This window comes from Sphingomonas asaccharolytica NBRC 15499, assembly GCF_001598355.1.
Lineage (GTDB): Bacteria > Pseudomonadota > Alphaproteobacteria > Sphingomonadales > Sphingomonadaceae > Sphingomonas > Sphingomonas asaccharolytica.
Genome location: NZ_BCYU01000010.1, coordinates 37,079 through 51,122 on the forward strand (window position 1 = coordinate 37,079; position 14,044 = coordinate 51,122).

At 65.7% G+C, this 14,044-nt stretch carries 6 protein-coding genes; 5 read left to right on the plus strand and 1 reads right to left on the minus strand.

What is annotated here, in order from left to right:
- Window positions 1-5 precede the first annotated feature (5 nt).
- Window positions 6-743 (minus strand): GntR family transcriptional regulator, encoded by a 738-nt coding sequence (locus SAS01S_RS04200; RefSeq protein WP_066805299.1) that lies wholly within the window; start codon window positions 741-743, stop codon window positions 6-8.
- Window positions 744-989: 246 nt separating this feature from the next.
- Here SAS01S_RS04200 and SAS01S_RS04205 point away from each other — a divergent pair, with 246 nt between their 5' ends.
- From SAS01S_RS04205 to SAS01S_RS04230, 5 genes are all read left to right on the plus strand, one after another.
- Entirely contained in the window at window positions 990-3,317 is a 2,328-nt protein-coding gene (locus tag SAS01S_RS04205) for a beta-N-acetylhexosaminidase (RefSeq protein ID WP_066805301.1), read from the plus strand.
- A gap of 2 nt (window positions 3,318-3,319) precedes the next feature.
- The gene (locus tag SAS01S_RS04210) at window positions 3,320-5,902 is read left to right on the plus strand and encodes a beta-mannosidase (RefSeq protein WP_157082656.1); all 2,583 of its coding nucleotides are present in this window, start codon (window positions 3,320-3,322) and stop codon (window positions 5,900-5,902) included.
- Entirely contained in the window at window positions 5,899-8,463 is a 2,565-nt protein-coding gene (locus SAS01S_RS04215; RefSeq protein ID WP_066805306.1) for a glycoside hydrolase family 3 C-terminal domain-containing protein, read from the plus strand. Before SAS01S_RS04210 ends, SAS01S_RS04215 begins: the two co-directional genes overlap by 4 nt.
- A gap of 58 nt (window positions 8,464-8,521) precedes the next feature.
- Window positions 8,522-10,444, plus strand: a complete 1,923-nt coding sequence (locus tag SAS01S_RS04220) for an alpha-L-fucosidase (protein WP_066805310.1) — start codon at window positions 8,522-8,524, stop codon at window positions 10,442-10,444.
- A 536-nt stretch (window positions 10,445-10,980) separates the two neighbouring features.
- A complete protein-coding gene (locus SAS01S_RS04230; RefSeq protein ID WP_066805316.1) occupies window positions 10,981-13,992 on the plus strand; it encodes a TonB-dependent receptor domain-containing protein in 3,012 nt (1,003 codons plus the stop codon).
- The last annotated feature ends 52 nt before the right edge of the window (window positions 13,993-14,044 follow it).

A 14,044-nucleotide genomic window follows, 5' to 3' on the forward strand; every position in this document is an offset into this window, starting at 1 on the left:
CGGTGCTAGATGTCGCTGAGCTCGGCGACGAAATCATAGGCGTCGCCGCGATAATAAGAGCGGGTGACTTCGGCGGGACGGCCGTCGCGCAGAAAGGCGCGGCGCTCGATCAGCAGGCCGGCATGACCGGGATCGACGCCGAGCATGCGGGCATGCTCGCCGCCAAACGGCACGGCCCTGAGCCGCTGCAGCGCGCGTACCGGCCGATTGCCGACCTTTTCGAGCGCGCCGTAGAGCGAATCCTCGACCGCATCGACCGATGCCAGGCAATAGCCCGCGATGGTCGAGAATTCGAGCGCCATCGGTTCGTCATCGGCATAGCGAATACGCGCGAAGCGCAGCACCGGCGCGCCTGGCGAGAGTCCCAGCATCATCGCTTCTTCCGGGTTCACCTGGCCCGGCGCGCGCGAAATCCAGCTGCTGCTCGCCCGGCGGCCACGCGCCGCCATGTCCTCGGTGAAGGAGGAGAGCTTGGAGAAGATCTTCTCGACACGCCCGGTGACGAAGGTACCGGCACCGCGCCGCCGGGTAAGCAGCCCCTCCTCGACGAGCCGGCCGATCGCCTTGCGCACGGTGATGCGCGACACGTCATATTCGGTGGCGAGATCGCGCTCGGGAGGGATGGCGTTGCCGGCCACCAGAATGTCGGCGCCGATCGCGTCGCGGATCAGCTGTTCGAGCTGGAGATACAGCGGGGACGGATTGTCCTCGCGCAACCGTCCTATCTGATCCGAGAACGCCATCAATCCCCCCCCCGGAAGGCGCCTTGTCGCCATCACTGCCTCGCATGCGGTAACGCTATCGCAACCCGTCCGGTCGGGCAATGGGATGGTAGTGGATTTATATTGGTATCTACCGGCAAACGGTCGCTACCTCAGGTCTAAGGTGTGTACGCGGAAAAAGGTGGCCATGGTAACGCTCCCTATTGTGGGATAGGATCTATATTGGTTACACGTTCGGCGGCCGCGTCGGCCGGCGGAGGACAAAGGATGCGGATTGCCGGGATGCGGCTACGTACGCTGGGTTGGGCGATGCTGTTCTGCAGTTCCGGGGCGATGGCACAGGCATCCGATCCGCTGCCGCTGACGCCTCTTCCCCAATCGGTTGTGCGAGGGGCGGGCAGCTTCACCGTGTCGGACGGTGCGGCGATCGGTACCGCACCGGAGGACAAGGGTGCCCAGGCCGCGGCGCGCGTGCTGGCGGCCCATGTGAGGGTCGAGCGCGGACTGGTGCTGTCTCCGCGTGACGGCGCTGGCGCGATCACGCTGGCGCGCGACGCTTCGATCCGTGGCGACGAAGCCTATCGGCTCGTGGTCGATGCGCGGGGCATCCGCATCAGCGCCTCGGGTGACCGCGGATTGCTCTATGGCGCGATGACCGTCGCCCAGCTGTTGAGTCCCGATCGCCGCTTCGGCACGCCGGTCAAGGTGCCGGCGGTGACGATCGAAGATGCGCCCCGCTTCGGCTGGCGCGGGCTGATGCTCGATGTGGCGCGCCATTATCAGCCGATCGAGGCGATCTACGCGGTCGTGGACCAGATGGTATCGGTCAAGCTCAACACGCTGCATTTGCATCTGACCGACGACCAGGGCTGGCGCTTCGAAGTGAAACGCTATCCCAAGCTCACCGAGCTGGGCGCGTGGCGCACGCCTCCTTCGACTGGCGGCGCGCCGGGCGCCAGGGTGGGCGGCTTCTACACGCAGGAGCAATTGAAGGCGCTGGTCGCCTATGCCGCCGCGCGCGGCATCACCATCGTTCCCGAGATCGACTTGCCCGGACATGCCCAGGCTCTTGTCGCGGCCTACCCCGAACTCGGCGTGTTCGGCGATCGGCCCGGCGTATCCCATGACTGGGGAGTCAATCCCTATCTCCTCAACCCCGACCCCAAGGGCGTCGCCTTCGTCAAGCAGGTACTCGACGAACTGATGGCGGTGTTCCCCGGCACCTATATCGATCTGGGTGGCGACGAGGCGATCAAGGACCAGTGGCAGCGCTCCCCGCAAGTCCAGGCCCAGATCAAGGCGCTCGGACTGAAAGATGAGGATCAGCTGCAGAGCTGGCTGATCGACGAGTTCGGCAATTATCTGGCCGCCAAGGGCCGGCGCTTGATCGGCTGGGACGAGATCCTCGAGGGCGGGTTGCCTGCCTCGGCCTCGGTGATGTCGTGGCGCGGCGAGAAGGGCGCGGTCGATGCGGCCAACCAGAACCATGACGTGGTGCTGAGCCCCGCGCCGACCCTGTATTTCGACAGCTTGCAGAGCGATCGCGCCGACGAACCGCCGGGGCGGCTGTCGATCCAGACGCTCGCCGATGTCTACAAATATGAGCCGATGCCCGCGGGGATCGACGCCGGGAAGGCAAGCCATGTGCTCGGCGCGCAGGCCAATGCCTGGAGCGAATATCTCGTTACGCCCTATCAGGTGCAGCACATGCTCTTTCCGCGCGCCGCGGCGCTCGCCGAGATCACCTGGTCGGCCAAGGACAAGCGCAACTTCGCCGATTTCCTCACGCGGCTCGATCCCCAGATCCAGCGCTGGCGGCGATCGGGCGTGGAGGTGGCCGACAGCGCCTTCGCGGTGGGATTCCGGCTCGAGGGCACGCGCGGCGATGCATTGCGCACGAACCGGGTGCGTGTCGCGCTCGTGACCCAGGCGCCGTATGGCACGATCCGCTATACGCTCGACGGCACGGCACCCGGCGCGACATCGCCCGCGTACAAGGCGCCGCTGGAGCTCAAGCCCGGGGTGACGATCCGCGCCGCGGCGTTCGACGCTGCCGACCAGGCGACCGCTTGGCCGCGTAGCTTCGACACTGGCCGGACGGCGCTGCTCACGCGGACCAGCTCCGATCTGGTCGCCTGTCCGCACGGCGCCTTCGGCCTGCGCGTTCCGTTAACCTCTGAAGCGACCGACAATGCGCCCGTATTCAACGTCAATTTGTTCGACACCTGCAGCGCCTATCCGAAGGCGCCGCTCGATATCGCGAAGAGCTTCGTGATCGACGTCGCCCGATTGCCGCGCCATTATGGGCTTGCGCATGAAGCGAAGGCTCTGCGCGAACACTATAACGTCACGGCTTATGGCGAATTGGTGGTCGTCGCGCGGTGTATTGCTGCCGCAAAGGATAAGACCATCGAGCCTGTTGTGCTCGCAACGTTCCCGCTGCCTGATCCGGCGACGGCGCCCACGCGGTTCAGCGTTGCTGGCGTGTTGCCGGCAATGGGCGGTGATGAGGATATCTGCTTCCAGTTCACCGCGCCGCTTGCCGGTCCATATTATGCGGTGGAGCGCGCGGTCTTGAGTGAGGTGGCCAAGTGAAAATGCGACTATTCGCGCTGCTGCCGGCGCTCCTTGCCAGCGTGTCCGCCTGGGCTGCGCCGCGCGAGACGGTATCGCTCGACGGCAAGTGGGATGTGCGGATCGCTCCCGACGACCAGGCTGTGAAGGCGCACCCCAAGGAGGCGCAATGGTTCCCCGCTCGCGTGCCGGGCAGCGTCCAGCAGGACCTGATCGCCGCCGGTCGCGTGCCCGACCCCTTCAAGGGCATCAACGAAGCGCCGATCCAATGGGCGGGCCTGACTAGCTGGCAGTTTCGCCGGGTGATCGACGTGACGCCAGCGATGCTGGCGCGCGCGCATGTCGAGCTGGTGTTCGACGGGCTCGATACGTTCGCGACGGTGACGGTGAACGGGACGAAATTGCTGACCGCCGACAATGCGCATCGGCGCTGGCGGGTCGATGCCAAGGCGGCGCTGAGGCCGGGGCGCAATGAACTGATCGTCACCATCGCGTCGCCGATCCGGACGCTCCAGCCGATGGTGCTGGCCGAGCCCAATCCGCTGCCCGGCGAATATAATTCCGCGTTCGGCGACGAGCCCAAGGGCAAGCAGACCTCGCCCTATATCCGCAAGCCCAAATACCAATATAGCTGGGACTGGGCGCCGCGGCTGGTGACGATCGGCCTGTGGCGGCCGGTGCGACTCGAAGCTTGGGACGAGGCACGGATCGACGGCTTCCGCGTCGACCAGGAAGCCCTCGGCGATGCCGAAGCGCGGTTGGTCGCGCGTTGGCGGGTCGTGGCCGGCGGTCCGGCCGATGTGACCGTGCGGGCGCGCGTTACCAGTCCCGATGGCAGGCAAGTCGAGGTTAAGCGCGCCGCCAGGCTCGTCGCCGGGGAGAATTGGATCAGCGCCCCGATCACGATCGAAAAGCCGCAGCGTTGGTGGCCCGTCGGCTATGGCGCGCAGCCGCTTTATGCGGTGGACGCGTTTCTCGACGCCGACGGTGAGACCAGCGACCATGTCGCGCAGCGGATCGGATTGCGCACCGCCGAACTGATCCGCAAGGACGGCAGCTTCGGCTTTCGCATCAACGGCGTGCCGATCTTCGCCAAGGGCGCCAACCTCGTGCCCTTCGACGGCTTCCCGGCGCGCGTGCCCGAGGCGCAGATGCGCCAAATTCTCACGAGCGCGCGCGACGCCAATATGAATATGATCCGCGTCTGGGGCGGCGGCTATTATCTCGACGACGCTTTTTATTCGCTCGCCGACGAAATGGGCCTGATGATCTGGCAGGACTTCATGTTCGGCGGAGCGGTGACGCCGCCCGACGCGGCGTTCCGCGACAATGTGCGGATCGAGGCCGGCGAGCAGGTCGAGCGCCTCCAGCCGCACCCCGCTTTGGTCGGCTGGTCCGGCGGCAACGAGATCCTGGCGGGTTGGGAGCGCTGGGGCGATCGCAAGGACTTCAAGCGGCGCATCGGGGCCGACGAGCAGGAGCGGATCGGTGCGGGCATGGCGGTGTTGTTCGACCGCGTGCTGCGCGACGCCGTGCTGACCGGAGCGCCGGGCACGCCCTATTGGCCGAACTCGCCTTCGACCGATTATGAGGGCCCAGTCGACACCGGCAAGGACGGCGACCAGCATTTCTGGGATGTGTGGTCGGGCTCCAAGCCGGTCGAACGCTATCTCGATATGTGTCCGCGCTTCATGTCCGAATATGGCTTCCAGGGAATGCCGGACCTGTCGACGATCCGCCGCTTCGCGGGCAAGGGCCCGCTCGCGATCGACAGCCCGGTCCTCAAGGCGCACCAGAAGTTCTTGGCGGGCGAGGGCAATAGTCGCCTCCAACTCTATCTCGACCAGCGGCTGCGAAAACCCCGCGATTTCGCCGATCTCGTCTATCTGACTCAGGTCAATCAGGCGCAGGCGATCGAGATGGCGGCGCGGCACCACCGCGCGTGTCGTCCGGTGACCCTGGGCTCGCTTTACTGGCAGCTCAACGACGCCTGGCCAGGGGTGTCCTGGTCGAGCATCGATTATTACGGCCAGTGGAAGCTGCTGCATTATGCGGCGCGGCGCTTCTTCGCGCCGCAGGCGATCGTCGCAGAGCATAAGGATGGCGCCACGCGCGTCGCCTTGGTTTCTGACGCGACCACACCGATGGCCGCCGAGTGGCGCGTTCGCGCGTTCGACATGGCGGGCAAGCCGCTTGGTGCGCAGAACGCGCGGGTGACGCTGGAACCGCTGGGCGCGCAGGAGGCGGCGAGCATCGCCGACACCGATCTATTCGCGGGCGCCGACCCCAAAGCGAGCTTCGCGATCGCCGAGCTGCTCGTCGATGGACGCACCGTCTCGCGGACCGTCGTCGAACGCGCCGAGCCCAAGGACATGGCCTATCCGGCGCCCAGGCTTACCGTACGCTGGGAGGGCAAGCGCGCGACGATAACGGCGGGCGCGCTCGCCCGCGCGGTGATGCTCGACTTTGGCGACGTCGCCGCGCAGCCGAGCGATGACGGCTTCGACCTCCTCCCCGGCCAGAGCGTGACCATCGAAGTGGTGTCCGACGCGTCCGCCGCGGCGCTCAGCAAGGCGCTGACCCTGCGCACGCTGGGGCCGCAATGAGCATCCCGCTGATCCTGCTCGCCTTGCTTGGGCCCGATCCCGACGCGGTGGCCAAGGCGGTCGATACGATGACCGTAGTGGAGAAGGCGGCGCAGCTCCAGAATACCGCCCCCGCCGATGCCGAGGCCGGACTTCCCGCTTATGACTGGTGGAATGAGGGGCTGCATGGGCTGGCGCGCGACGGCGACGCCACCGTCTTTCCCCAGGCGATCGGGTTGGCCGCGACCTGGGATACCGATCTGATGCAGCGCGTCGGCGACGTGGTATCGACCGAGGCGCGCGCCAAGTTCAACGCCCGCCCGATCGGCGCCGACCGGCGCATCTACGAAGGGCTGACGATCTGGTCGCCCAATATCAACATCTTCCGCGATCCGCGCTGGGGTCGCGGCCAGGAGACCTATGGCGAGGACCCGTATCTGACCGGGCATCTCGGCGTGGCGTTCATCCAGGGCCTCCAAGGCCCCGATCCCGCGCACCCCAAGGTGATCGCCACCCCCAAGCATTTCGTGGTGCATAGCGGCCCCGAGGCCGGGCGCGACAGCTTCGACGTCGACCCGAGTCCACAGGACATGGAATCGACCTATCTGCCCGCGTTCCGTCTGGCGGTGACCGAGGGCAAGGCGCGGTCGCTGATGTGCGCGTACAACGCGATCCACGGCGTTCCGGTCTGTGCGCAGCCGTCGCTGATGATCGACCGTCTACGCGGCGATTGGGGTTTCAAGGGCTTCACGGTGTCCGACTGCGACGCCGTCGCCAACATCAATCTCTTCCACCATTACCGGCTCGACACGGCGGCGGCGGCTGCCGCGGCGATCAAGGGCGGCACCGACCTCAATTGCGGATCGGCCTATGCCGCCTTGCCTCAGGCGGTGAAGCGCGGATTGGTGAGCGAGGCCGAGATCGACACCGCGCTCGTCCGCGCGCTGTCCGCGCGGCAGGCGCTCGGCACCGTATTCGGCGCCGCCAGCCCCTGGAACCGGATTTCGCCGGATGCTGTCGGCACGCCCGCGCATCGCGCGCTGGCGCTGGAGGCGGCGCGCAAAGCGATCGTATTGCTCAAGAACGATGCGGGCCGGCTGCCGCTCGTGGCCGGCAGTCGCGTTGCCGTGATCGGCGCCGACGCCGACGATCTCAACATCCTCGAAGCCAATTACCACGGCACGGCGGTCGATCCGGTAACGCCGCTGGAAGGCATCCGCCGCCAGTTCGGCGCGGCGAACGTACGCTATGCCCAGGGCTCGACATTGGTCGACGGCGCGCCTGTGCTGGTACCCGAAACAGCGTTCATGACGGACGGCCAACCCGGGCTGAAAGCGGAATATTTCGCGAGCGCCACGGTGACCGGCACGCCGGTGGCGGTGCGCCGGGACCGGCGGATCGACTTCAACTATACGCGCGCCGCGCCGCTCGCTCAGCTCGACGCCAAGGGTTTCGCGGTACGCTGGACAGGGTCGCTGGTGCCACCAGGCTCCGGGCGCTACACGCTGGCGATCGACATTCCCGCCTGCTGGAAGGATTGCTCGGCGCACGACGCCGTCCGGCTGTGGATCGACGGCAAGCCGCTCCATCAGGGGCCGCTTGGCAAGGGACGCGTCGAAATTCCGTTCACGAGCGATGGGCGACGTCACGATTTCCGCCTCGAACTCGATCATCATGGGGAGGATGAGGGGATCAGGTTGCTCTGGGTCCCGCCCGCGGAACCCCTGCTCGAACAGGCGATCGCCGCTGCACGCGAGTCCGACGTGGTGGTCGCCGTGCTCGGCCTCTCGCCCGATCTCGAAGGCGAGGCGTTGCCGGTGAGCGTGCCCGGCTTTGTCGGTGGCGACCGGACCGATATCGCCTTGCCGGCGGCGCAGCAGCGCTTGCTCCAGGCGCTGCGCGATACGGGCAAGCCGGTGGTGCTGGTCCTGACGAGCGGCAGCGCGGTCGCAGTGGATCCGGCGATGGCCGATGCGATCCTCGCCGCATGGTATCCGGGAGAAGCGGGCGGGACAGCCCTCGCCGAAACGCTGGCGGGGCTGAACAACCCGTCCGGGCGTCTGCCCGTGACCTTCTACAAATCGACCTCCGACCTGCCCGCATTCGTCGATTACGGGATGAAGGAGCGCACCTATCGCTTCTTCACCGGCACGCCGCTCTGGGGGTTTGGCTATGGTCTTAGCTATACGCACTTCGACTATGCGGGAGTGACGGCGAAAGCGATCGGCACCACCGCGCCGGTCGATGTGCGCGTCACGGTGCGCAACAGCGGCGGGAAGGCAGGCGAGGAGGTCGTGCAGGCCTATCTCGTGCCGCCGGCCGAAAAGGGCACGACGTTCACGGGTCCCGTGCTGCAACGCCAGCTGGTCGCGTTCCGCCGCGTGGCGCTGGCCTCCGGCAAGGCCCAGACGCTGCGCTTCACGCTCGATTCGCGCAGCATCAGCACGGTTGCGCGCGATGGCACGCGTCGCGTCCTTCCGGGCAGCTATCGCCTTTGGGTAGGCGGCGGCCAGCCCGGCACGGCGCCTGGCCAATGGGTCGATTTCACGCTCGGCGGGGAAGCGCAGACCTTGCCGAAATGATCGACCACCGCACTTTGTCGCGCCGGCTTCGGCCGCGCTCGCGCCTGAGAGGATCCGCATGACCGAGTTTTCCCGGCGCAGCCTGATCGCGACCGGCCTGGCGGCCGGCGCCGTTCCCGCGGTTCCGGCAATCGCCGGCGCGCGTTCGCCCGCGCCCAAACCCTTCGGCGCATTGCCCAGCCCGCGGCAGTGGCGCTGGCATGGCCGCGAGCAATATGCATTCGTCCATTTCTCCATCAACACCTTCACCGACAAGGAATGGGGCTATGGCGACGAGGATCCCAAGCTCTTCAATCCCGGCGACTTCGACGCCGACCAGATCGTTGCCGCGGCGAAAGCAGGCGGGCTGGCGGGGCTGATCCTCACCGCCAAACATCATGACGGCTTCTGCCTGTGGCCGACCAGGCTCACCGAGCATTGCATCCGCAACAGTGCCTATAAGGCCGGCCAGGGCGACATCGTGCGCGAGATGGCGGACGCCTGCCGTCGCGCGAGACTGCCGTTCGGCCTCTATCTCTCGCCCTGGGACCGCAACCATGCCGATTATGGCCGCCCCGCTTATGTCGACTATTATCGCGCCCAGCTGACCGAATTGTGCACGCGCTACGGCGCGCTGTTCGAAGTCTGGTTCGATGGCGCCAATGGCGGCGACGGCTATTATGGCGGCGCGCGCGAAACGCGGAAGATCGACGCGCCGCGCTATTACGACTGGCCGTCGATCGTCGCCCTGGTCCACAAGCTCCAGCCCGATGCGTGCACGTTCGATCCGCTGGGTGCCGATATCCGCTGGGTGGGCAATGAGGACGGCGTTGCGGGCGACCCGTGCTGGCCGACCATGCCCAACGAGCCCTATGACCAGAAGAACGGCAATGCCGGGGTGCGCGGCGGGGCGATCTGGTGGCCCGCGGAGACCGACGTGTCGATCCGTCCCGGCTGGTTCTACCATGCCGACGAGGATTCCAAGGTCAAAAGCCCCGAACGGCTGATCCGGCTCTACGACGAGTCGGTGGGGCGGGGCACCAATCTCAACCTCAACATCCCGCCCGATCGCCGCGGGCGGATCCCCGATCAGGATGTGCGGATCCTCAAATCGTTCGGCGACGCTGTCCGCGCGACCTTCGCCCGCGACCTCGCGCAGGGGGCGGTCGCGCATGCCAGCCACAGCCGCGGGCCTGGTTTCGAGCCGGCGCGCGTGCTCGATGGCGATCGCGAGAGCTATTGGGCAAGTCCTGACGGCGTGGTCAGCCCGACGCTGACGCTCGATCTTAAACCGGGGACGCGCTTCGATGTGATCCGCCTGCGCGAATATCTGCCGCTCGGTGTGCGGGTGACGCGCTTCGCGGTCGATGCGGAGATCGACGGCGCCTGGCGCACGCTTGCCGAGCATGACTGCATCTCGGCGCAGCGCGTGATCCGCCTCGGCGCGCCGATCGCGCCGCGCCGCGTGCGGCTCCGCGTGCTGGACGCGCCAGCCTGTCCGGCGATCGGCGAGTTCGCATTGTTCCGTGCGGTCGCGCCGGTGCCGGTGCCGGCGATCGTCTCGAGCGATCCTAATGTGCTCGACGTGGCCAAGTGGAAGATCGTGTCGGCCAGCGCGCCCGGTGCGGAGAGATTGCTCGACAACGACGCGGCGACGATCTGGGTGCAGGCCAGCCCGGCGCCGGGTGTGCCCGCGCGGGTGACGATCGACCTGGGCGAGGATACCAATCTCGCCGGATTTAGCCTCACCCCTTCGCGTCAGGTGATGACCGATGCGGCGCCACCCAAGGGCTATATGGCCGAGACGAGCCTCGACAATACCAATTGGGAACCAGCGGCGGCGGGCGAATTCGCCAATATCGCCTATGCACTGTCCACGCAGCGAATCGCTTTCGCGAGAACGCGCCGCGCCCGCTATCTGCGGCTAACTTTTGCCGAAGCGGCTGTGCCGGCAGCAAAGCTTGCGGTTGCGGGCATAGGCGGTTTTGTCGCGCGTCCATAGCGCCGAACGCTCCGCAAGCCGAACTCCATCGGATCGGCTTCCCAACCCTTTGAATAATGGCGCGACTGACGGTCCTGTGAGGGGGCGCGGCTGCGCTTCCGTGCGACCATCAGGGGCGAGTTGGTATGCAAGTGGTGCGAAAATGATAAACCAAAGTAATTTTTGGTATTGAATTGAGTTTTTATATATGAGAAATTCTGTCGCACGCGGAAACGGGTTTCCGAGGACGAATGGGGCGTTTGAGCCTCTGGCAGGTCGCGAAGGATCTGGGATTGATAGCGATGGGGATGTCTCGCTGCGGCGTATTTGACTTCGGACTTACCGGAGCCGCTGCGACTCTCGCGCGGCCCGCACGGCGCGCCATCGTCTCGATCTTTGAGCCTCACAGGCAGACGAGCGCCTATGCGTTCGGGCGCGGCCTAGCCTTTGCAATGACCGGCCTAGCAGGGGGCACGTAAGTCCAAGCCGCCGAGAGCCTAAAGGGCACGGTGGAACGAAGTGATCGTCAGGGATCGAGAAACAAGAGGGATTTAGTCATGCGTTTGCACAAGCTGTTATTGAGCACCACCTGCGCCGCCGGCCTGTTCGCCGTACCTGCGATGGCACAGGAGGCGGCCAATCCGCCGGCGCCCGAAACCGCGCCGACCAACAATGTCGACATCATCGTCACCGGCAGCCGTATCACCCGCCCCAATACCAGCGCCGCTGCGCCGGTCACGTCGGTCACTTCCGACGCGATTCGCGCCCAGGCCGCGGTCAATATCGAGGAAGTGCTGAACCGCCTTCCGCAGGTCGCGCCGGACAGCCAGCAGAACTACCAGGATTCGGACGGCCGCCAGCGCGTCAAGCTCCGCAACCTGGGCTTCGAGCGCACGCTCACGCTGATCGACGGCAAGCGCGCCGGGACGATGAACGGCGTCGACCTCAACATGATCCCGACCGCGCTGATCGAGCGTGTCGACGTCCTGACCGGCGGCGCCTCGGCGGTCTATGGCTCGGACGCGGTCGCCGGCGTCGTCAATTTCATCATGAAGGACGACTTCACGGGCATCCAGCTCAACGCGAATTACAATTTATACGCGCATCAGAACAAACCCGGCCTGATCTCGCAGGTCGCCAGCCAATATGGCTTCGCCCAACCGGCCCGCGGTCTCGCCACCGACGGCGGTCGCGCCGATTTGTCGCTGACCGCGGGTACCAAGCTGTTCAACGATCGCTTCCACATCTCGGGCTATGTCAATTACCGCAAGGCCAACCTCGTTCCCTATGACGCGCGCGAGACTTCGGGCTGCCAGCTGGTGGAGGCCGTCAAGGACGGCCCGCTGACCTGCTCGACCTCGACCTACAGCTATAACGGCTATGTGTCGCCGCTGAGCGGGCCCAACGCCGGCAACGCTTATGTGAACAATCCGAACGGCACCCGCACCTTCGTTCCGTTTTCGACCGCGGTGGCCGCCAACCCCTATTCGGACTATTCCTTCCAGCGCGCTAACGAACGCTGGAATGCGGGCGGCTTCGCCTCGTTCAAGATCTCCGACGCCGCGGAAATCTATAGCAGCGCGATGTGGTTCCGCGACAAGTCGGTCAACGGCTTTCCGGCGCGGATCTACAGTTACACGGCCTTCGGCTCGACGCCCTATCAGGTCAATTGCAACAACCCCTACCTCTCCGCCTCGCAGTCGCAGGTGATCTGCGGCGCGCAGGCGGGAACCAGCGCCATGGTACCGGTCGAGCTCCGCTACCGCTTTGCCGGCGTGCCCGATCTCGACGACCGCTATATGAACGAGGGGCTGCGCCTCACCGGCGGTATCCGCGGCCAGATCGCCAAGGGGTGGAGCTACGACGTCGGTGGCGTCTATGCGCGCAACCAGCAGGACTATAGCTGGTCCTTCCCGTCCATCGACCGCGTCAACAACGCGCTCAATGTCGTCAACGTCAATGGCGTGCCGACCTGCGCGTCGGGAACGGCGGACGGGTGTCTCCCGCTCGATCCGTTCAGCTCGCTCTCGCCGGTCAACAATATCGGCGTGTTCAACTATCTGGTGAACGGCAGCTACGGCACCCAGAGCACGGTGAACCGCCTCTACAACGTCGTCGCGACGGTGCAGGGCGACCTGGGGACCTATGGCATCAAGAGCCCCTGGGCCGACCAAGGCTTGGCGATCGCGTTCAGCGCCGAATATCGCAAGGACGAGCTGGAGAGCACCGCCGACGCGCTGTGGCGCGCCAATATGGGCGGTACCGACCAGAACCTCTCCCAACATGTCTGGGAAGGCATGGTCGAGGTCCAGGCCCCGATCGCGCAGCACAAGCCGTTCGGCGATCTCTTGCAGGTGAACGGCGCGTTCCGCCTCTCGAAATATAGCAGCAACCCGAACACCTTCTCGACGTGGAAGGCGGAAGCATTGTGGGCGCCGATCCCGGACATCACGTTCCGCGGGTCGATCAACCGCGCGCAACGTGCGCCGACCGTGGTCGAGGCGTTCCAGGGCAGCAACATCAGCTACGACCGCATCACGACCGCTTATAACGACATTTGCGGGCCAACCCCGATCGGCACCACGACGGATCCCAATACCGGTCAGCAGATTCCGATCTATGGCGCTCCCCAAGCGTCGCAAGCGGTCTGCGCCGCCACCGGCCTGCCCGCCAATCTGTACGGCAGCCCCACCTTGCTGTGCCCGACCGATGTCGGCTGCACCGTACGGCGCGGCGGCTTCACGGTGAATCCTGAAACGGCCTATACCAAGACCCTCGGCGTTGTGCTGAAGCCGCGCTTCCTGCCCGGCCTGACCGTCTCGGTCGATCGCTTCGTGATCAATCTCAACGACTCGATCGGCTATAACGACTATGACTATTTCTCGAACGGCTGCCTTGCTACCGGCAGCCAATTCTTCTGTCAGATGTTCGTACGCAACGCCAACGGCACGCTCTACAGCACCCCGTCGACCAATCCGACGACCGGCTTCCTGCGCGGCGGTACGACCAATTATTATAAGAGCAAGTCGCACGGCTGGGATTTCCAGGGCCAATATGCGCTGTCGCTGGGCGGCGCGGGACGGCTGGATTTCGACTTTACCGGCTCGTTGACCACGCTGGCCGGCGGTCAGGATTCGCCGATCCTGCCGAAATATAATTGCGCCGGCTATTATGGCGGCGGCTGCGGTCAGCTGATCCCCAAATGGTCGCATGAACTGCGGGCGACCTATACGACCAACGACAAGTTCTTCAGCGCTTCGGTGAACTGGCGCCACTTGGGACCACTCACCAACGTGACGAACTCGGGCGATCCGGCGCTCGGCTGGACGCCGGAGGGTGTGCGCACGACCTTCTATCGGATCCCGGCGTACGACTATATTGATCTGGCGCTCAGCTTCCGGGTCACCAAGGCGTATTCGTTCCGGGTTTCGGCGAACAACCTGTTCGACCGGACCCCGCCGATCCTGCCGAATTCCTACAATTACGGCCTGTCGCGCAGCAACACGCTGTCGGCGCGCTACGACTCGCTCGGCCGCCAGGTCGCCGTTGGAGTGACTCTCAACTTCTAACCCTTCCCTCCACCCCTGGAGGACTCCACTGAGCCCGCCTCTTCGAGGCGGG